Source organism: Sanguibacter keddieii DSM 10542, from assembly GCF_000024925.1.
Classification (GTDB): domain Bacteria; phylum Actinomycetota; class Actinomycetes; order Actinomycetales; family Cellulomonadaceae; genus Sanguibacter; species Sanguibacter keddieii.
Genome location: NC_013521.1, coordinates 3,589,359 through 3,609,904, shown reverse-complemented (window position 1 = coordinate 3,609,904; position 20,546 = coordinate 3,589,359). Strand labels below are relative to the sequence as shown.

Annotated in this window: 13 protein-coding genes; 4 read left to right on the top strand and 9 right to left on the bottom strand. The window is 73.4% G+C overall.

The genetic code is table 11. From position 1 onward, the window contains the following. Positions 1 to 79 precede the first annotated feature (79 nt). Together SKED_RS15905 and SKED_RS15900 are read left to right on the top strand one after the other, a co-directional pair. Positions 80 to 1,675 carry a methyl-accepting chemotaxis protein gene (locus SKED_RS15905; RefSeq protein WP_012868201.1) on the top strand — a complete coding sequence of 532 codons (1,596 nt, stop codon included), beginning with the start codon at positions 80 to 82 and terminating at the stop codon, positions 1,673 to 1,675. Between the two features lie 248 nt (positions 1,676 to 1,923). After that, positions 1,924 to 3,516, top strand: coding sequence for a methyl-accepting chemotaxis protein (locus tag SKED_RS15900; RefSeq protein WP_012868200.1), 1,593 nt, complete (start codon positions 1,924 to 1,926; stop codon positions 3,514 to 3,516). Between the two features lie 127 nt (positions 3,517 to 3,643). On the opposite strand, the gene SKED_RS15895 is transcribed toward SKED_RS15900, so the two are convergent. The 7 genes from SKED_RS15895 to SKED_RS15865 all read right to left on the bottom strand — a co-directional run bounded on the left by SKED_RS15895 (position 3,644) and on the right by SKED_RS15865 (position 14,280). After that, on the bottom strand, positions 3,644 to 6,229 hold the full coding sequence (locus tag SKED_RS15895) for an ABC transporter permease (protein ID WP_012868199.1): 2,586 nt from the start codon (positions 6,227 to 6,229) through the stop codon (positions 3,644 to 3,646). Further along, a complete protein-coding gene (locus tag SKED_RS15890; protein WP_012868198.1) occupies positions 6,229 to 7,023 on the bottom strand; it encodes an ABC transporter ATP-binding protein in 795 nt (264 codons plus the stop codon). The genes SKED_RS15895 and SKED_RS15890 overlap by 1 nt, the downstream gene beginning before the upstream one ends. 179 nt (positions 7,024 to 7,202) lie before the next feature. Beyond that, on the bottom strand, positions 7,203 to 8,849 hold the full coding sequence (locus SKED_RS15885) for a phenylacetate--CoA ligase family protein (protein ID WP_012868197.1): 1,647 nt from the start codon (positions 8,847 to 8,849) through the stop codon (positions 7,203 to 7,205). After that, positions 8,842 to 9,528, bottom strand: a complete 687-nt coding sequence (locus SKED_RS19170) for a hypothetical protein (protein ID WP_012868196.1) — start codon at positions 9,526 to 9,528, stop codon at positions 8,842 to 8,844. The genes SKED_RS15885 and SKED_RS19170 overlap by 8 nt, the downstream gene beginning before the upstream one ends. Then, positions 9,525 to 11,456, bottom strand: a complete 1,932-nt coding sequence (locus SKED_RS15875) for a hypothetical protein (protein WP_143755792.1) — start codon at positions 11,454 to 11,456, stop codon at positions 9,525 to 9,527. The genes SKED_RS19170 and SKED_RS15875 overlap by 4 nt, the downstream gene beginning before the upstream one ends. After that, a complete protein-coding gene (locus SKED_RS20375) occupies positions 11,453 to 12,622 on the bottom strand; it encodes a hypothetical protein (protein WP_169310149.1) in 1,170 nt (389 codons plus the stop codon). Before SKED_RS20375 ends, SKED_RS15875 begins: the two co-directional genes overlap by 4 nt. 23 nt (positions 12,623 to 12,645) lie before the next feature. Continuing rightward, a complete protein-coding gene (locus tag SKED_RS15865) occupies positions 12,646 to 14,280 on the bottom strand; it encodes a MoxR family ATPase (protein WP_012868193.1) in 1,635 nt (544 codons plus the stop codon). Between the two features lie 196 nt (positions 14,281 to 14,476). On the opposite strand from SKED_RS15865, the gene SKED_RS15860 reads away from it, so the two are divergent. Further along, positions 14,477 to 15,502, top strand: a complete 1,026-nt coding sequence (locus SKED_RS15860) for a lysylphosphatidylglycerol synthase domain-containing protein (RefSeq protein ID WP_012868192.1) — start codon at positions 14,477 to 14,479, stop codon at positions 15,500 to 15,502. Between the two features lie 37 nt (positions 15,503 to 15,539). On the opposite strand, the gene SKED_RS15855 is transcribed toward SKED_RS15860, so the two are convergent. Both SKED_RS15855 and pnuC read right to left on the bottom strand, forming a co-directional pair. Next, positions 15,540 to 16,727, bottom strand: a complete 1,188-nt coding sequence (locus SKED_RS15855; protein WP_012868191.1) for an AAA family ATPase — start codon at positions 16,725 to 16,727, stop codon at positions 15,540 to 15,542. Continuing rightward, positions 16,724 to 17,386 carry a nicotinamide riboside transporter PnuC gene (pnuC, locus tag SKED_RS15850; RefSeq protein WP_012868190.1) on the bottom strand — a complete coding sequence of 221 codons (663 nt, stop codon included), beginning with the start codon at positions 17,384 to 17,386 and terminating at the stop codon, positions 16,724 to 16,726. Before pnuC ends, SKED_RS15855 begins: the two co-directional genes overlap by 4 nt. A gap of 224 nt (positions 17,387 to 17,610) precedes the next feature. Between pnuC and SKED_RS15845 the strand changes: the two genes are divergently transcribed. Further along, positions 17,611 to 20,535 carry an FAD-binding and (Fe-S)-binding domain-containing protein gene (locus SKED_RS15845; protein WP_012868189.1) on the top strand — a complete coding sequence of 975 codons (2,925 nt, stop codon included), beginning with the start codon at positions 17,611 to 17,613 and terminating at the stop codon, positions 20,533 to 20,535. Positions 20,536 to 20,546: the final 11 nt, after the last annotated feature.

The following is a 20,546-nucleotide window of genomic DNA, read 5'->3' as shown; positions in this document are numbered from 1 at the left end:
ATGGAGTCGTGGTCCTGACCCGAAGGGTCGATCACAGAGCCCGCTCGCCGCGGGCCTGCACACGGAGGTTCCCCCCCCCATGCCCGCACCTGCACGGCGCTCGTGGTTCTCGACCCGTTCCATCGGCGCCAAGATCGGCGCACTCCTCGTCATGCTCGCGCTGGTCGCGGCCACCCTGACCGGGCTGGCCTCGTACCGGCTGGTCCAGCTGAGCGGCAACGGGCAGGAGATGTACGAGGGCGTCGCGGAGCCGCTCGTCACGCTCGGGGCCCTGACCCGGTCGTTCAACGGAGACCGGGCGCGCTACCTCGCCTACGCCCTGGCCGACCCGGACGACCGCGCCGCCCGGCTCGACGAGCTGCGCGAGCGGAGGTCGGACCTCGACGCGAACCTCGCCGCCCTCGAGCCCCTGGCGACGAGCCGCGAGGCGTTCTCCGAGCTCGTCGGGGCGATCGACCGCTACTACGCGACGGTGTCGGTCGACTTCGTCGGCGCGGTCGACGCCGGCGAGGATGCCACCGTGGAGCGCCTGGTGACCGGGACCCTCGACGACGGCGCGAGCGACGTCGCGAACCTCCTGGGAGACGAGTCGCAGCGCCTCTCCGAGCTCGCCCGTGCGTCGAGCGAGTCCGGGTCGAGCATCACCCAGACCGCGCTGGTGCTCCTGTGGGGTGTGCTCGCCGTGTCGCTGGCCGTGGTGGGCGTCCTGTGCGTGTGGGTGCTCCGCGGCCTGCTGCGGACGGTGTCGGGCGTCCAGGCGTCGCTCCAGGCGATGGCCGAGGGCGACCTGACGGTCGAGGCCGCGGCGACGAGCGAGGACGAGATCGGCACCATGGCGCGTGCCCTCACCACCGCTCAGCAGAACCTGCGCACCACGATCGGTGCGGTCGTGCAGGTGGCGCAGGCGACCTCGGCGGCTGCCGAGGAGCTCTCCGCGTCGACCCAGCAGATCGCCGCCGGGTCGCAGCAGCAGAGCGCCCAGGCGGGTGTGGTCGCGGCTGCTGCCGAGCAGGTGTCCCGGAGCGTCCAGACCGTCGCCGCTGGCACCGAGCAGATGGGGGCGAGCATCCGGGAGATCGCCCAGAACTCGTCGGAGGCCTCGAAGGTGGCCGGTCAGGCGACGGCGACCGCGAGGTCGACCAACGAGCAGGTGCTGCGCCTGGGGGCGTCGAGCCAGGAGATCAGCACGGTGGTCAAGGTCATCACGAGCATCGCGGAGCAGACGAACCTGCTGGCGCTCAACGCGACCATCGAGGCCGCCCGTGCTGGCGAGGCGGGCAAGGGCTTCGCGGTCGTGGCCACCGAGGTCAAGGAGCTCGCGCAGGAGACGGCGCGGGCGACGGAGGACATCGCCCGCCGCGTCGAGAGCATCCAGGCCGACACGGCTGGTGCGGTCGGCGCGATCGGTGAGATCTCCGAGATCGTCACGACCATCAACGACTACCAGATGACCATCTCGTCGGCCGTCGAGGAGCAGACGGCCACGACCAACGAGATGTCGCGCTCGGTGTCCGAGGCGGCCACCGGCTCGACCGACATCGCGCTCAACATCACGACGGTCGCCACCGAGGCGGCGAGCAGCGCCGACGTGCTCGCCCAGATGGGTGAGGCCGTGGCCGAGGTCGCGCGCATGGCCGAGGACATGCGGAGCCAGGTGGGTCGGTTCACCTACTGAGCCGACGAGCCCGCCGGCGTGGTCCTGGGGTGGGCGGCGCTGGCGGGCTGGGGTGCTGGAGGCTCGAGGCGGTGATCCACCTCCGGTACCCGGGACCCCTCGTCCCAGAAAGTGTGCTTGAAGTCTCAAGCGTTTTCGCCTCCTGGGGGCCTCCTGCGTGAAGTGCGTGCGTCGATGGGACGGGTGTCCTGACCATTCTGGTCGGGAATACCGCGCCCGCCACGGCGGGCCCGTCCCCGGAGGTTCCCATGGCCGTACACGCACGGCACTCGTGGTTCTCAGACCGTTCCATCGGCACCAAGATCGCCGCCCTGCTCGTCATGCTCGCGCTCGTCGCAGCCGCGCTCACCGGGCTGGCGTCCTACCGCCTCCTCGAGCTCAGCGGCAACGGGCAGGAGATGTACGAGGACGTCGCGGTCCCGCTCGACGAGCTCGGGCAGGTCCGCCGCGCCTACAACGGCGACCGTGCTCGCTACCTCAGCTACGCGATCGTCGACCCGGAGCAGCGCGCCGAGCGCCGCGCGGAGATCGAGCAGCGCCGAGCCGACCTCGACGAGCTCCTGGCCACCTACCAGCCCAGCGCCACCAGCCCTGCGGCCTTCGACGAGATCAGGACCGCGCTCGACGACTTCGCCGCGACCGCGGACGAGGTCGTCGAGGCGGTCGACAGCGGTGACACCGACGCGGTCCAGGAGATCGTCACCGGTGCCTTCGACGACCAGACCATCGAGCTCGCGGCGCTCCTCGCGGACGAGTCCCAGCGGCTCTCCGAGCTCGCCCTCGCGTCGAGCGAGTCGGGCGCGAAGATCACCACCTCTGCGCTCGTCCTCCTGTGGTCGGTGCTCGCCGGCTCGCTGGTCGTCGTCGCCGCCCTGTGCGTCTGGGTGCTGCGCGGCCTGCTGCGCACCGTCTCCGGGGTGCAGACCTCGCTCCAGGCGATGGCTGAGGGTGACCTGACCGTCGAGGCGACCGCCACCAGCGCGGACGAGATCGGCACCATGGCACAGGCGCTCACCACGGCCCAGCAGAACCTCCGCACGACCATCGGCGCGGTCGTCCAGGTGGCCCAGGCCACCTCGGCGGCAGCCGAGGAGCTCGCCGCGTCGACCCAGCAGATCGCTGCCGGGTCGCAGCAGTCGAGCGCCCAGGCAGGGGTCGTCGCCGCGGCGGCAGAGCAGGTCTCGCGCAGCGTCCAGACGGTCGCTGCCGGCACCGAGCAGATGGGCGCGAGCATCCGGGAGATCGCCCAGAACTCCTCCGAGGCCGCCAAGGTGGCAGGCCAGGCGACCGCGACCGCGAGGTCGACCAACGAGCAGGTGCTGCGCCTCGGCGCCTCCAGCCAGGAGATCAGCACGGTGGTCAAGGTCATCACCAGCATCGCGGAGCAGACCAACCTGCTCGCGCTCAACGCGACCATCGAGGCGGCACGGGCCGGTGAGGCCGGCAAGGGATTCGCGGTGGTCGCGTCCGAGGTCAAGGAGCTCGCGCAGGAGACCGCGCGCGCCACGGAGGACATCGCGCGCCGCGTGGAGAGCATCCAGCAGGACACCACGGGGGCCGTCACGGCCATCGGTGAGATCTCCGAGATCGTCACGACCATCAACGACTACCAGATGACCATCTCGTCGGCCGTCGAGGAGCAGACCGCGACCACCAACGAGATGTCGCGCTCGGTGTCCGAGGCAGCCACCGGGTCCGGTGACATCGCGCAGAACATCACCAGCGTCGCGGCCGAGGCGGCCAGCAGCGCCGACGTCCTCGCGCAGATGGGCGAGGCCGTGGCAGAGGTCGCGCGCATGGCCGAGGACATGCGCGGCCAGGTCGGGCGGTTCACGTACTGACGCAGCCGGTGTCCTGACCCCGGCGCCCTCCTGACGCCGAGGACCTCCTGACGCTGAGGGCCTTCTGACGACAGGGGCCGCGCGCTCCCGGTGCGCCCGTGGTGGGTGCACCGGGAGCGCGTGCCGGTCAGTCGACGGTGACCGCCTCGAGGACGGGGAGCCGAGCCGCGCGCACCGCCGGCCACACGGCCGCGAGCATCCCGACGACCACGGAGATGGCGAGCATCACGCCGAGACCGCCCCACGGGACCACGAGGTCCGTGAGCCCGGCGCTCTGGAACACCGTCGGCATGCCAGCCGCGAGCCCCACGCCGACCGCCAGCCCGAGGACGGTCCCGAACACCGCGGTGAGCACCGACTCGACGGTGATGGTCGCCGCGAGCTGGGCGCGCCCGAGCCCGACGGCCCGCATGAGCCCGATCTCCCGGGTCCGCTCGATCACCGAGAGCGCGAGCGTGTTGACGATGCCGAGGATCGCGATGACGATCGACAGCCCGAGGAGGGCGTAGAGGATCGTCAAGACCTGGTTCACCTGGTCCGCGAGGGAGGACACGAACTCCTCGTCGTCCATGACCGAGACGATCATGTACGGCTTCGCCGCGGCGGTCACCGCCGTGTCGAGGTCCGCCTGCGCCACCCCGTCGGCTGCCTGGACCAGCAGCATGGTGACCATGTCGGCCGGTGCCGCGGACAGCTGGTCGAACACCGACGCGGGGACGACGAGCGGGACACCGAGCGCGGGGGAGTCGAAGACCGACCCGATGGTCACGTCGAGCTCACCGAGCTGCGTGCTGAGCGTGACCTGCTCACCGAGCACCCAGCCGTTCGAGACCATCGTCGAGCGCAGCACGCTCACCTGACCCTGGTCGAGGGTCGCCAGGTCTCCCTCGACCGCCTCGGTCTGCCAGCTCCGCCCGAAGACCCCGGGGTCGGTGCCGAGCGCGTAGAGCCTGGTGGCCTCCGCGCCGCTGCTGTCGGTGACGAAGTACTGGTCGAGGGTCATGGAGTCGGCGGCCCCGACCTCGGGCAGCGCGTCGATGTCGGCGACGGCGCCGGCCGGCAGGGTGCCGGTCGCCGACTGGACGATGAGGTCGGCGCGGGACTCGGTCTCGACGATGCCGCTCACCGAGGCCTGCGCGGAGGCCGCGAGCACCGAGGCGGCGCCGACGAGCGACATGCCGATCATGAGGGCGCTGGCTGTGCTCGCGGTGCGTCGGGGGTTGCGGGTGACGTTCCCCGACGCGAGCCTCCCGAGCGGCTTGACCAGCCACACGAAGGGCAGCGCCATGACACGCAGCACCGGGGTGGCGATCGCGGGGGCGAGCAGCAGGGTGCCGACCACCACGGCGGCGGCGCCGACGCCCAGCAGGCTGCCGGTGCTCGCGGTGTCGTCGCGGGCCGCGGTCACCACGGCGGCCACGACGGCGCTCACCCCGGCTCCTGCGACGAGCAGCCCGGCGACCGTGCGCACGCGCAGCGACGCGCTCTGCGCCGGGGAGTCGTCGCGCATCGCCTCGACCGGGGCGACGAGCGCTGCCCGCCGCGCCGGCACCGCTGCGGAGACGACGCTGACCACGATCCCGAGCACGAGGGAGATCACGACCATGGACGCGCTCACCGGGACGCTGCCCGCGAGGTCCATGCCCATCGACTCGAAGACCACCTTGAGGGCCATGACGAGCCCGAGCCCGCCGGCGACACCGAGGGCGCCGCCGACGGCTCCCACGACGGCCGCCTGCACGAGGATCGACGCGAAGACCTGGAGCGGCGACGCACCCACGGCGCGCAGCAGCGCGAACTCCCGCTGCCGCTGGCGGACGGTCATCGCGAAGGTGTTGGAGATGATGAACCCGCCCACGAACAGCGAGATCCCGGCGAAGACGAGCAGGAAGGTCTCGACGAAGCCGAGCATCGTCGCGATGTCCTCCCGGGCCTCGGCCCGTGCGGTGTCACCGGTGATGACCTCGACCGGCGAGGACGCCGCTGAGGCAGCGGAGCCCTGGACGGCGTCGTCCACGCGGTCGGCGAGGGTCTGCTCGTCGACGCTGCCGTCCCCGAGGACCGAGATCGTCGACACGGTGCCGTCGGGCGAGAATGCCGCGGCGGCGGTGGGCTCGTCGAAGAACACGATGGTCGCGCCCGCCATCGAGGCACCCATGTCGACGACGCCCGTGAGCGTCGCCTCCGTGAGCTGGCCGCCGACCACGAGCGTCGTGGTGTCGCCGACCGCGAGCCCCGTCGTCTCGGCGGAACCGGCCTCGAGCATGAACTCGGCGGGACCGCTCGGGGCGACACCGGAGGAGATGGGCGTGGCGGGGTCGTCGGGGTACCAGGCGAGCCCGAAGGTCGGTGCGCCGGAGGTCGGCGGGACGGTGCCGTCGGCCCCGACGATGACGAGCGGCCCGGTGAGGTCGGCGAAGGCGTGGGCGACCCCGTCGACGCCCTCGACGGTCGTCACGAGGTCGGCGGGGATGGTGTTGCGGACCGCTCCGGCGGACGCGTTCTGCTGCACCAGGGTGGTCGCGTCGTCGGCGCCGCGCAGGTACACGTCGGAGGACGTCCCGGCGTCGACGATGCCGTCGAAGGTGGCAGAGAGCATCTCGCGCAGCGAGAAGGTGCCGGCCACGAAGGAGACCCCGAGGACGACGGCGAGGATGGAGAGACCGAGGCGCACGAGGTGCGCCCGGACGTTGCGCAGGGCGACGCGGAGCATCAGTCGCCCGCCGTCCCGCGCGAGAGCGAGCCGAGGACCTCGAGGACGGTGTCCGGGGTGGGCTCGGTGAGCTCGGCGACGATCTGGCCGTCGGCGAGGAACAGCACCCGGTGGGCGTTGCTCGCGGCGACGGGGTCGTGGGTGACCATGACGACCGACTGACCGAGGTCGTCGACCGAGGACCTCAGGAACGACAGCACCTCGCGCGAGGACGTGGAGTCGAGGTTCCCGGTCGGCTCGTCGGCGAACACCACGGACGGCTTGGACACGAGTGCACGGGCGCACGCCACGCGCTGCTGCTGACCGCCCGAGAGCTCGGACGGACGGTGCTTCAGGCGGTCTCCGAGGCCCACGGCCTCGACCACCTCGGCGAGGTACGCCCGGTCGACCGGTGTCCGGGCGATGTCGAGGGGCAGCGTGATGTTCTCCTCGGCCGTCAGGGTCGGCACGAGGTTGAAGGACTGGAAGATGAAGCCGAGCTGGGTGCGCCGCAACCGGGTGAGCTGGCGCTGGTTCATCGAGGAGACCGTGAGGCCGTCGACGACGACGGTGCCCGAGGTCGGGGTGTCGAGCCCCGCCATGCAGTGCATGAGCGTCGACTTGCCGGAGCCTGACGGCCCCATGATCGCGGTGAACTGCCCCCGGGCGAAGTCGACGTCGACGCCGTCGAGGGCGCGGACGACCGTCGAGCCCTTGCCGTAGGTCTTGGTGAGGCCGCGGGCCGACGCGATGGCGTCGGACGCGTCCGCCGCGCCCGCGGGCGGGACGGAGGCGGTGCTGGCGGTGGGTGACATGGCCGGGCTCTTCTCTGCTGGTGCGGACGGCGACGGCACGGTGCGCCTCGGCGCGGACCCGTGCTCCTGCGACCATCCTGGCGCGCGGCGGACCGCACCGGAATGGGGGACGCCCCTGACCCGACCCTGAGAGGGGGCTGGGAGCGCCCTGGGGTGACCCGCAGTCCTGTGACCTGCGACTACACGTCGAGGTCGGAGCTGAAGCGACGCTTCGCCCCGGGACCGAGGTCCCGAGGTCGGGTCACGACGCTGGTGGTCACCTCTCGGCCGAGCAGCGCACGCAGCGCAGCGTCGAGCGCCGACGCCCCGGACCAGCCACCGGTCGTGCTGGCCCACCCACCCGTCGGACCGGCCCCGCCGCCGGGAGCAGCAGACCCGCCGCCGGGACCAGCAGCCCCGCCACCCGGAGCAGCGTGCCTGCCACCTGCTGCCTCGTGCGGCCGTGCGGGCAGGGCGGCGAGCCGGACCGTGCCGTCGGCGTCCTGGTGCAGGTGCCACGCGGCGAGACCGTAGGCCTGGAGCAGCTGGGTGGTGTCGACCGACGGGACCCAGCGGCCGTCGGCGGTCTGAAACCGTACCGCCGCGCGTCCTTCGAGACCGAGCAGCACGGTCCGCCACCGGCCGTCCTCGCCGCGCTCGCGGACCAGTGCCGCGGTGTCGCCGGTGCGGTAGCGGAGCAGCGGCAGGTAGGGGTTGTCGTCCACGGTGACCACCACGTCGCCCCGCTCCCCGTCGGGGACGGGCGCCCCGTCGGTGTCGAGGACCTCGACGTGGAAGCGTCGCGGAAGAACGGTGTGGCGGGTGCTGCCGTCGGCTGCCCGTGCCCCGTCGAGGTCTGCGGCGACGAGCCCGGCCTCCCGGGTCCCGTAGACGTCGACGACGGGGACGCCCCACCGACCTTCGAGGCGTCGGCGTGCGCCCGGGGTCAGGTGCGCGGCGCCGGAGACCACGACGAGCGGGTGCAGGTCGACGTCGAGGTCGGCGAGGGCGAGGAGCGACAGGGGGTTGCCGCTGAGGACCTGGGCGTCGACGTCGGCGAGGAAGGCCTCGCGGTCCCCGGGGGAGCGCCAGCCGTCGGGGTGCACGTTGATCCGGGCCATCGGGGCGCCGCCCTTGGTGGTGAGGGCGGAGGCGTAGGTGAAGGCCGTCCGCTGGTCGACGACGTTGAGCAGGCACGCCCGTCCGGGCTCGGGCTCCCAGGTGACGCCGGCCTGCGCTGCGAGGGCGGTGAGGTAGACGACCTCGGCGGCGGTCGACAGCGGGTGCAGCGGTACGACGAGCGCGGCGCCGGTGCTGCCGGAGCTCGACCCCTCGAGGACTCTGTCGAGCGGGACGTCGACCGGGACGAAGGACGCGAGGTCGCGCAGCAGGTCCTCGCGTGACACGGGTGCGACGTCGTCCAGGGTGCGCGGTGCTCGTCCGTCCCGGCGCGCCTGGGCGCGGTAGCGGGGGACGGTGGTCGCGACCCGGTCGACCAGGGCGTCGACCCACGTGGGGCGTGCCCAGGTCTCCTCCTGCGGCTCCCACGTGCGGTCGATGGTCTCGTCGGCCCGGCGGGCGAGCAGCGGGACGTCGTCGGGGACGACGCGGTCGCCGCAGACGTGCACCCACTCGGGCGCGTGCGGGTGGTCACGGACGGTCTGCAGCCTGGCGAAGCCGTCGGCGTCGAGGAGCGGCCAGCGCTCGGCGTCGGTGAGCGCGACGGCGGCGAGCGCCTCGTACTCGGCGAGCGCGGCGTCGGGCACGCCGCGGGGCAGCGGCCGGGCGTCGGGAGAGCCAGAGCTGCCGTCGCCCGACGCGCTGGCAGCCCCGTCGACCTCAGACATGGCTCACCTGCGCTGCAGCCTCCTTGGCGCGGCGGGCGGCGAGGGCACGCTGGAGCTCTTCGGTGCGCTGGGCCTCCTCGGCGAGCTGGGCGAGCACGACTCGCTGGATGGCCGTGCTGACCGTCTGCCACCGCGCCTCGGCGTCGACGGCGGTCTCGTCACCCGGGTGCAGCCCGCAGGCCCGTAGGACCGCGCGGGCTGCCTCCTCGCGGGTGGCGGTGGTGCTGGGCCAGGTCTGCGGGTCGAGGACGGGGGCGAGGACGGTCGCGACCCGGGAGACGACGGTGAGGGCCCAGTCGGTGGCACGACGACCGTCGACGAGCACCTCGGCGAGCGCCGGGGTGACGCGCAGCGCCGGGTCGTCGAGGACCCAGGTGACCACGAGCGCGGCCCGGGCCCGCTGGTCTCCGGCGTCGCCGGGGGCGGAGAAGAAGGTGCGCAGCCAGGTGAGCTGCTCGTGGGACCGTCGCGCGGTCGGTGCGAGGTCGGCGACGGCGTCAGCGACGACGGCGGTCGGGTCGACGACGGCACGCCCCGGCTGCGGACGGAGGGCGTCGAGGGTCCCCGGCGCGGGGAGCCGGTCCGCAGGCGTGGTCGCGATGCGCTGCATGACCGTCGCGAGCGTCGGACCGGGCTGCAGCGGGCGGGTGGGGTCGACGAGTCCGTCGGGCGTGGTCATGCGTTCTGCCCCCAGAGGGTGCGGGCGAGGTCTCTCGCGAAGGGGACGACGTCGTCCCAGGACGTCACGGTGTACACCGCGTACCCCGGGGCCATGTCGACGTAGCGGTCGGGTGGTTCGGCGACGTTGAGCACCAGGGACCCGCCCCCGCCGGCGGCGCGCACCGCGCGGGCTGCCGACGTGGTGAGCGGGTCGAAGCCTTCCGGGAGGCGCCAGGAGTCGCTGAACATGCTCACGACCCCGCTGTCGGAGATCACGGCGATGTGCCGGCGACGGTGCTGCCCGGAGCCGGTGCCGGTGCCGGTGCCGGAGCTGTGGTCGGTGCCCGGTCCAGGTCGCCGTGCCGTCGGGTGACGCGCCTCGTGAGCACCGTCCCTCGCGCCCCGGCCACCCACGATCCCAGCACCGCCGAGGTGTGTCCTCTCGAGCAGCGGCACGGGGAACGACGTGCCGCCCCCGAAGTACGCGACCACGGCTGACATGACCGCGGTCGCGTCGCGCGTGAACCCGTCCGTCCCGGCGACCTGCTGCGGTCCGCTCCAGGTGGTGGCCTGGACGCGGGCGCCGCTGCGCAGGGCGGACAGCGCGAGCACGGCCCCGGCCAGGGCGATGGGTGCCGGCTGGTGGCGCGGGTCGGGCATGGAGCCGGAGGAGTCGAGGTAGAGGTCGAGGTCGACCGGCTGGTCCTCGGTCTCGGTCGACGTCGTGGTGTCGAGGTGCCGGCGCACCGTGGTCATCCCGGGGACGACGACGGGTGAGGCGAGCATCGTGGCGGTCCAGTCGACGTCGGCGAGGTCGTCGCCGGTCTCCCAGGGGTCGAGCCCGCCGAGCAGCGTCTCGGGCGCGGAGGGCTGGGTGGTGGTCGGGAAGGGGACGAGGTGGCGGGCGGCGTGCTCGCGGTACCAGGCGATCGCCGCGGCCTCCGGGGTGGTCGCGACCCCCAGCGACTGCAGCACGGCCGTGTAGTCGGCCGGTGTCAGGGTGCTCCCGCGGCTCTGCGTGGGGGACGGGTCGGGCAGGAGCCCGCCCTCGGGTGCGGTGTCGCTCTCCGCGCGGCCGAGGTCGCCGACGACGCTGCGGTCGAGCGCGGGGTGCACGGGCAGGCGCATCGCACCGCCGTCGGTCGCGAGCCCGGGCACGGGCGTGCCCGGGTGCTCGTGCTGGGCGCACCGCAGGTCCGCGACGGTCTGGCCGCCACCGGGGGCGGTGTCCTGGACGAGGAAGGGCCGCAGCACCATCGCGAAGCCGCCGACACCGTCGACGGGGTTCTCCGCGTAGGTGCGCACCAGCCGGGAGAGCAGCTGTGCCTCGGCGTCGTGCTGCGGTCCCGGACCGGTGAGCGTGCCGGCGGGCAGCGACCAGAGGATCTCGTCGGTGCGCAGCACGAGCCGCATGACGTCACCCTGCGGGGGCCCGAGCCGGCGCCACAGCGAGACCATGTCGATCCCGGCGCGGGTCTGCAGCCGGTCGTTGATGAGCATGTCCGACCACAGGTTGGTGACGAGGCCGACCCGGTCGTCGAGGTCGACCAGGCCGAGACGTGCCTGGACGGTCATCTTGCCGGCGGTGAGCATGTCGCCCGGGGCGTGCACGTGGTGCCCGATCTCGTGCGCGAGCACGGCGACGGCGTGGTCCTCGATGCCGAGGTCGAGCACCTGCTCGAGGTCGACCGTCACCTCGACGTCGCCGAGGCTGAACCACGCGAAGCTGGACGCGCCACTGACCGCGCCTGCTCCCAGCAGCCGCGGCGGGTGCAGGCGGGTGAACCGCCCCCATGCCCCGAGGGCCTCGGGCCACGCGGCGGACCATGCGGCACGCAGCGCGGCGAAGCGGGCGTCGTCGGGCGCTGCGGCGCGCTCGACGGGGCGTGGCAGCGCGGTCGGGGGTGTCTCCTCGGGGCCGTCAGCGGCCCTGCCCCGCCGTCTCACCACAGGTCCCTGCTGGCCAGGTCGAGCCGCACGAGCTCGAGGCGGTACGAGGTCTGCTGGGACACGAGGACCGTGAGCGTACCTCGGGCCGCTGCCAGCGGCCGGGACGGGCTGACGCCGGTCAGCCGGTCGTCGGAGCCGAGGTGCTGCGACACGGCGGCCAGGAGCTGGTGCGGCAGCGCGTCGGTGGCGACGGCAGCGCCGGACGCGTCGGGCCCGTCGGCGGCGTCAGCCGTGCCAGCCGTGCCCGCTGATCCTGACGTGCCGACCGCCCCGGGCGCCTCGTCTGCCCGGGCCACGTGGTCGCGCAGGACGGCGGTGCCGTGGACGTCGGCGACGACGACCCAGGGCTGGTCGTCGGCCCAGACCTGCCATGTCGGGGTGAGCGCCTGGTGCCGGCCGACCACGACGGGAACCCCGACCCAGGGGCCACCGCTGCCGCGGAACCCTCCGGCGCGTGCGAGCGGCCCAGAGGTCGGGGACCCCGGCCACCAGAAGGGGTCGACCGTGTTGCCCTCCAGCACCTGCCGGGGACCGGTGGCCACCTCGCCGTGGCCGGGCACCGTGGGTGCCGGAAGGTCGAGCAGCGCCTGGAGCGCTGCGTCGGGCAGCTGCTCGGCGGCATCGAGAGCCGCCTGCCGGACGCGCACGAACCCGGACCGCCACGCGGCGACTGCTGCGGCGCGCCGGAAGGACTCGTCGTCGGGCAGGTGCACGTCGGCAGCCGCCAGACGGCGACCCCAGGCACCGAGGTCCGCGCCGCGCACCGTCCGGGCCGCGCCCTGCACCACGACGTCGATCGTCGTCTCGGGGGAGCGGGACACGGCCCGTGCCACGAAGGGCACGACGCCGAGCATCGCCCACCGCTCGGCCGAGGACTCGTGCCACGCCCGCCGGGCCACGAGGCGGACGACCGCGTCGACGATCGGGAGCACCGCCCGGGCGAAGGCGCCCGGTTCGGCCATCGACCGGGCGAGGTGGTCGGCTGCCGGGGCCATCTCGACGAGCGCCGCACGGAGCGCGTCCACCGGCGCACCCGCCGAGCGGGCTGCCGCGACCCGCGAGTTGAGCACCTCGCGCTGGGCGACGAGCTGCTCCTGCCACGGCGAGGCGGGGGCCGACCCAGCCCCTGACTCTGCCTCTGCGGCAGGGGCCGATGCGGTCACGCTGGCTCCGCGGGTCACGTCCATCAGCGGTCCCAGCGCAGCCACGACAGGTAGTTCGTGTACCGCTGGTGGGCGTACTTGAGCACGAGGGCATCCTCGTACACGTGCCCGTGGAGCTTGCCCGAGCCCTCCCAGCCGGCGAGGATCTGCTCGATCCGCCGCATCCGGTCGAGCACCACGTCCTCGCCGAGGGAGTCGAGCCCGGCCTGGACCTCGTCGAGGACCTGCCCGACGGGGTCGTCCTGGTCGAGGCCGTAGGCGTCGTACTGGGCGCAGGCGTCGTCGAACATCGACCGGATCCACGAGACGCGGTCGGAGCGCAGCGGCTCGCGCTCGGCGTCGTCGAAGACGGTCGACTGCTGGTCGGGGACCAGCTTGTCGTGCAGCACGAAGGGCAGCACGGCGCGCAGGTCGTCGAGCCCGACGCTCGAGCGTCCTCGGAAGTACGCCATCGCCTTCGCGTAGGCCACGAGCGACTGGAGGGCGCGGACCGAGAGCCCGTTGAGCGTCTGGGCACCGATGTCGGAGAGCCTGTCGCGCCCGGTGTCCGACTGCGCCACCAGGTGCGGGTCGATGCCGGCCAGCCGCGCGGTGTCCTTGGTGCGGTACTCGAACTGCCACGCGGACCCCTCGAGCAGCTCGAGCTGGCTCGCGAAGAACTCCAGACGGCGCCGCACGGGCCGCTCGATCTGCACGGCGGTGACCTCGCGGTGCAGGCGCTCGTGCTGGGCGTCGTCGAAGACGATCGACTCGGGCACCGCGCGCTCCGGGTGGATGCCCTGCTCTGCCCGGGCCACGAGGTCGCCGAGGAACCTGTTGTTGAAGGGCAGGGCGTGCACCACGACGTCGATCCGGTCGCGCAGCGCCTCGACCACCTGGTACGTGCCGCCGCCCGCGTCGTCGTTGGCCGTGAGGTACCAGGCCGACTCGCCCGTCTCGTAGAACTGGTCGAACACCTCGACGTAGCCGTCCGCGAGCACGGTGAGCAGAGCGGACTGCGTGCGGGTCGGGATGCGGTTGTACTCGTCGACGATCTTGACGCGCATGCCCAGCCACGAGCGCCAGGCCACGTCCACGTCACCGAGGGAGTCGGCCTGCACGAGGTCCTTGGGCAGCGGCGTGCCGAACATGTCCGAGACCGTCAGCTGCGGGTGGCCGTGCTGCATCGCGCGCCGGACGTCCTTGATCGGGTACCCGGCGAGGACGCCCATGAGCACGGCGCTCGCGGTCTTGCCGCGACCGGGCCCGCCGATGAGCAGGCACCGGCCGCGCACCGCGAAGGTGAGGAGCGGCAGCAGGACGAAGCTCGAGTACGACTGGTCTGAGGGCAGCGTCAGCAGCGCCTTGGAGTCACCGAGCCGGAAGCTCGTCTCCGGGGTGCCCGGCCCTGCGGAGAACTCGACGTCGTAGTGCGGGGAGATGATCGCGTGGTTGACCACCCAGAAGTACGCCTGCCGCAGCTTCTCGGCCAGGTCGACCTGCTCGGCCGCGGCTGCCGCGGTCCCGGAGCCGAAGAGGTCGGCGACGTCGAGGTCGTACGCCCCGGTGCCCCCGGACGCTGCGGCGCCTTCAGGAGCAGGACGCGTGGGCGCGTCGGAGACGTGGCCGAGGGGCGCGGCCCCGTGGTCGGCCGGCGGTGTGCTCGGGTGCTGGGTCACAGCGCCGAGTCTGCCACGGGGCGCCCCGGTGGTCCCGGCGACACCGGTGGCTGGGGACGGGACGAGGCGTCCCCCACCTGGGGACGAGCGCTGCCGCGCGGCACCCGGGACGAGACGCCCGCCGCGCTAGCATTCGGGTCTCACCCCGCCTCGAGAACCTGCCGCTCTCCGGCAGCGGAGCCCTGCAGGAGACCGCATGACCAGCACACCGCGACGGGCTGTCCCGCCCGCCGTCGTCAAGGCCGCCGTCCGGCTGCTCGTCTGGGCTGCGGTCGTGGCGCTCGCCTGGTACCTCGTGCGGGCGCTGCGCCGGGTCGACTGGCCTGCCGTCGGTGACGCGATCTCCCACCTGGCCTGGTGGCAGGTGGCCGTGCTGCTCCTGCTGGTGGTCGCACGAGCCTCGCTGTCGTCGACCCCGCTCGCGCTGTTCACCGAGGGGCTGGGTCTGCGCCGCGCGATCGGCAACGACCTCGTCGGGAACCTCGCCGCGACCGTCACCCCCGCGCCAGCCGACATCGTCGCGCGCGCTGCGATGTTCCGTGCCTGGGGCGTCGACGTCGGGCAGGGCATGGCGGGTCTCGTGCTCAACTCGATCCTCTACTACGTGGTGCGCCTCGCGGCCCCGGTCGCCGGAGCGGTCCTCATGCTCTGGACGGTCGGTGAGGAGGGCGCCGTCGGCTGGGCTGCGGTGCTCAGCGGGCTCGCGAGCGCCGCGATCGTCGCGGTGCTCGTCGTCGGCTCGCGGAGCGCGACCTCCGCCGGTGCCGTGGGCCGGGTGCTCGGCCGCGTCGCGCACCGCGTCCGGCGCACGCTCCCCGGCCCGGAGCAGATGGAGAAGACCGTCGTCGAGTTCCACGCCCGCGTCGCCGCGCGGTGGCTGCGCCACTGGCCGGCTGCCCTGCTGAGCCTGACCGGGATGGTCGTGGTCGAGTCCACGATCCTCGTCCTCGCCCTGCGGTTCGTCGGGGTCCCGCCCTCGCAGGCGCCGACCCTCGTGGTGGTCGCGTGCTTCCTCAGCGTCTACCTGCTGATGGCGACGCCGTTCCTCGGCCTCGGGGTGCTCGACGCCGCGGTGGTCGCCCTGGTCAGCATGCACACCCCGGCGCAGGCCTCCGACCTGGTGGCCGGCCTGGTGGTGTGGCGGGTCGCCGTCCAGCTCGTGCCGCTGGCCGCGGGCGTCGTGCCGCTCCTGTCGGTCCGCAGGTCACGCCCGACGGCCTGAGCCACGCGGCGGGGTGAGTCAGGCCCGACGGCCTGAGTCAGGCCCGACGGCCTGCCCCAGGGTTCGTCTCGACGGTCCGACCCGGGTCGGGCAGCGGTGCCCCGACGTCCTGGCCGCGCTGCTCCATCGGGTCGGCGACCCACCGCGGCGTGGCCACCAGGGCGTCGACCAGGCGCACCGCCTCTGCGAGGCGCTCCTCCCGCGTGCCCCGCAGCTCGACCCAGGGAGCGCCCGCGTCCGCCTGGGCCGCGAGGACCTCCCGGAACCGCTGCTGCATCCCGTGCCGCACGTGCTCCCCGTCGCGCAGGCCGTCCTGCACGAAGGGGATCTCGTCGCCGGTGAGCAGGTACAGGTCGGGCACGCGGGACGCGGCGAAGGCCTCGACGGACGGCGAGCGCGACCCGGTGTATCGCTCGTGCCACAGCGTCGTCGCGAAGGGGTCGGTGTCGCACACCAGGAGGGGGAGCGGCGTGCCCCGCGCGGCGTCGTCCTCGACGCGTGCCTGCTCGCGCGCCACGAGGTCGAACTCGGCCGTGTGCCACGGCGCCTCGAGACCTCCGGGGCGCACCTCGGACCACTCCCGGCCGAACTCGGGGACGGCGGGCAGCCCGTAGTGCGCCTGCAGGGCCTCGGCCAGGGTCGTGGTCCCGGTGGACTCCGCGCCGAGGACCACGACGCGCCGGACGAACCACGACCGCACCGCGCCCGGCAGCGCCCACCAGTGAGCGCCCGGGTCGGACCGCACGGCGGTGCCGCTCACGCTCACCGCAGCCCGTCCCGGGTCGACCTGCACCCAGGCGGCGTCGAAGCGCCGCGCCATCTCGGCGCCGTACACGTCCGAGGTGAAGACCGCGTCGACCGTCGCCTCGACCTCGCACCCGGGGACGCAGCTGTCGTCGAGGAGGTCCTTCATCACCGACACGTGCGCGTCCCAGGCGTCGTCCGACTCGTAGTCGACCGGGGCGTCGTCGAACCCGGTGACCACGTGCGCGCCGGGGAGCTCGTCAGAGATCCACCGGGCGCGGAGCTCGGCCGGGATCGACTCCTGCGAGGACCACAAGACCTGGACCGTCACGTGGTCGCACCGCTCGAGCGCGGTCCGCACCAGGTTCAGGTGCCCCGCGTGCACCGGGTAGAACTTCCCGATGACCAGCCCGTGCCGGAACCGTTCGTGCGCCGGTCCTCCGCCCCGACCGGCAGACCCACCCAGCCCTGCACCGCTCACAGCTCCCCCCGCCCCTCGTCCCGAGCCCCTCCCCATGCCCGAGGCGCGTCGGCAAGCACGCCCGCGGTGGGCTCTGCGGACGCGCCACGGGCATGAGAGAGAGGGGCGGAGAGGGCGGCGCGCCAGTCGCGCAGGCCCATGAGGCACAGCGCGATGAAGCCGGTGTAGAGCACCGCAGTCAAGTACAGGCCGGTGGACAGGTACAACCACACGAAGATCACGTCCGCGACGATCCACACCAGCCAGTTGCCGATCCACTTGCGGCCCAGCATCAGCTGCGCGACGAGGCTCAAGGACGTGGTCACCGCGTCGAGCACCGGCGCGGTCGAGTCCATCCAGGTGCTGAGCACCCACGCGAGCAGCGCGACCAGTCCGGCCACGGTCACGACGGCCGCAGGCCACACCCACCGTGGCGTCCGGTGCACCGTGAGCGCGCCGCCACCCGTGCCGCCGCGCAGCCACCAGTACCAGCCCAGCCCGCCGAGCACGAGGTACACGACCTGCAGCGCCGCCCCCGCGTACAGGCCGGTCGAGGCGAAGAGCACCACGTACACCCCGTTGTTGACGATCCCCACGGGGAAGGTCCAGACGTTCTGGCGCACGGCCAGGAACACGCACACGGCACCGGTGACGAACCCGATGATCTCCTCTGCTGACATGACGCCAAGATTCGCACACGCGACCCGCGAGGTCGCACCCACGCCCACGAGGTCGCACCCCTGCCTACGAGGTCGCACCGGTGCTGACGACACGCCGACCCTGGGACCAGCCCTGGCGTGTCTGTGCGACCTCGAGGCACCGCGTGCGACCTGGGCAGGAGGACGTGTCGTCCGGGGAACGGTCGTCTCGCGGCGTCCACGCCGGGCAGTGGAAGAATGTGCCCGTGGCTACCCCGGTAGAGGTTGAGATCAACGGTCCCGACGGCGCACCGCGCTCGGTGCGGTCCGCCGACGCGCACGCGGCCCTCGTCGCGTCGCTGCGCGCGGCCGTCGACGGCGAGGTCTCCGACACCACGCTGCGCCGCGCCGAGTACTCCTCGGACGCCTCCAACTACCGCGTCGTGCCGCAGGTCGTCGTCATCCCCAAGGACGTCGACGACGCGCTCGCGGCCATCACCGTGACCCGCGAGGCGGGCGTGCCGCTGACCACCCGCGGTGCGGGCACGTCGTGCGCCGGGAACTCGGTGGGCCCGGGCGTCGTCATCGACTTCTCACGGCACGTGAACACCATCCACCACCTCGACGTCGAGAACCGCACCGCGCGCATCGACCCCGGTGTGGTCATGTCATCCCTGCAGAAGGTCGCGGCCCCGCACGGCCTGCGGTTCGGCCCGGACCCGTCGACGCAGAACCGCGCGACGCTCGGCGGGATGATCGGCAACAACGCCTGCGGCCCGCACGCCGTCGCCTACGGGCGCACGGCCGACAACGTCGTCGAGCTCGACGTGGTCGACGGCCGCGGCCGCCGGTTCACCGCGGGCGCCGACGGCCAGGGCGTCGACCGGGTCCCCGGTCTCGGCGAGCTCGTGACCGCCAACATGGCGCTGCTGCGCACCGAGCTCGGCCGCTTCGGCCGCCAGGTGTCCGGCTACTCCCTCGAGCACCTGCTCCCCGAGAACGGCACGAACCTCGCCAAGGCGCTCGTCGGCACCGAGGGCACCGTCATGTCGATCCTCGGCGCGACCGTGAACCTCGTGCCGATCGCCGGCGCCCCGACCCTCGTGGTCCTCGGGTACCCCGACATGCCGAGCGCCGCCGACGCCGTGCCCGCGCTGCTGGCCCACTCGCCCCTCGCTGTCGAGGGCCTCGACGCCCGTCTCGTCGACGTGGTCCGCCGCGCCAAGGGCGCCGGCTCCGTGCCGGCCCTGCCCCCGGGCGGCGGCTGGCTCATGGTCGAGGTCGGCGGCACGACGGCCCAGGAGGCCCTCGCCAACGCCGAGGCGATCGTCCGCGACTCCGGGACGTCGGCGACCCGCATCCTCCCCGCGGGCCCCGAGGCGACCGCCATGTGGCAGATCCGCGCCGACGGCGCCGGGCTCGCCGGCCGGACGCCCTCGGGCGCGCAGGCCTGGCCGGGCTGGGAGGACTCCGCGGTCCCGCCCGCGAACCTCGGCGCGTACCTGCGCGACCTCGACGCCCTCATGGCGCAGTACGGCGTCGACGGCCTGCCGTACGGGCACTTCGGCGACGGCTGCGTGCACCTGCGCATCGACATCCCGCTCGAGGCGTCGGGCGACGTCCTGCGGTCGTTCATGACCGACGCGGCCGCGCTCGTCGGCACCTACGGCGGGTCGCTGTCCGGCGAGCACGGCGACGGCCGCGCCCGGTCCGAGCTCCTGCCCTCGATGTACTCGGCCGAGGCCATCAGCGTGTTCGAGCAGTTCAAGGCGCTCTTCGACCCCCACGACCTCCTCAACCCCGGCGTGCTCGTGCGCCCGGACGCCGTCGACGCGCACCTGCGCCGCCCGGCGGCCAAGCCCGTCGCGCTCTCGGGCGGCTTCGGCTTCGGTCACGACGGTGGCGACTTCACCACCTCGGTGCACCGCTGCGTCGGCGTCGGCAAGTGCCGCGCCGACTCGACGCCCGCGGGCGGGTTCATGTGCCCGTCGTACCTGGCGACCAAGGACGAGAAGGACTCGACGCGCGGCCGTGCCCGCGTGCTCCAGGAAATGGCCAACGGCACGCTCGTCACGGGCGGGTGGCGCTCGCCCGAGGTGCACGAGGCCCTCGACCTCTGCCTGTCCTGCAAGGCGTGCTCGAGCGACTGCCCGGCGGGCGTCGACATGGCGCAGTACAAGTCGCAGGTGCTCCACGAGTCGTACAAGGGCCGGCTGCGACCGATCAACCACTACGCGCTCGGCTGGCTGCCCCGCTGGGCGCGCCTCGCCAGCTACCTGCCGCGCCTCGTCAACGGCCTGCTGAGCATCAAGCCCCTGGCCAAGACCGCACTCACCCTCGGCGGAATGGACAGCCGACGCTCCATCCCGTCCTTCGCCGACGTCCCCTTCCGCACGTGGTGGAAGCGCCAGGGCGCCGCCCTCGCGGCCGGGTCGCGCACCGGGTCTACGGGTGCGGCACCCCGCAAGCCGAAGGTGGTCCTGTGGACCGACTCCTTCAGCGACTCTCTCGCACCGTCGGTTCCCGAGGCTGCTGTCAAGGTGCTGCTCGCCGCCGGGTACGACGTGGTGGTCCCCGAGGGCGAGGCCTGCTGCGGCCTCACCTGGATCAGCACCGGTCAGCTCGACGGGGCGAAGAAGAAGCTGTCGACGCTCCTCGACACCCTCGGCCCCTTCGCCGTGAACGGCGTCCCCATCGTCGGGCTCGAGCCGTCGTGCACCGCGGTGCTGCGCTCGGACCTGCTCGACCTGTTCCCCGACGACCCGCGTGCGCACGCCGTGTCGACGGCCACGCACACCCTCGCCGAGCTGCTCACCGACCCCGAGACCAAGCCCGGCCCGGACTCGGGCTGGACCATGCCCGACCTCTCGGACGTCACCGCGGTCGTGCAGCCGCACTGCCACCAGTACTCCGTCATGGGCTACACGACCGACGAGGCGCTGCTGGTGGGCGCGGGCGCGAAGATCCGCACGCTCGCGGGCTGCTGCGGGCTCGCGGGCAACTTCGGCATGGAGAAGGGCCACTACGACGTGTCGGTCGCGGTCGCCGAGAATGCGCTCCTGCCCGCCCTGAGAGAGGCTGGGGAGGGCGACGTCTTCCTCGCCGACGGATTCTCCTGCCGCACCCAGGCCGACGACCTCGCCGGGGTGAAGGGCACAGCGCTCGCCGAGCTGCTGGCTGCCAGGCTCTGAGCACCGGACCG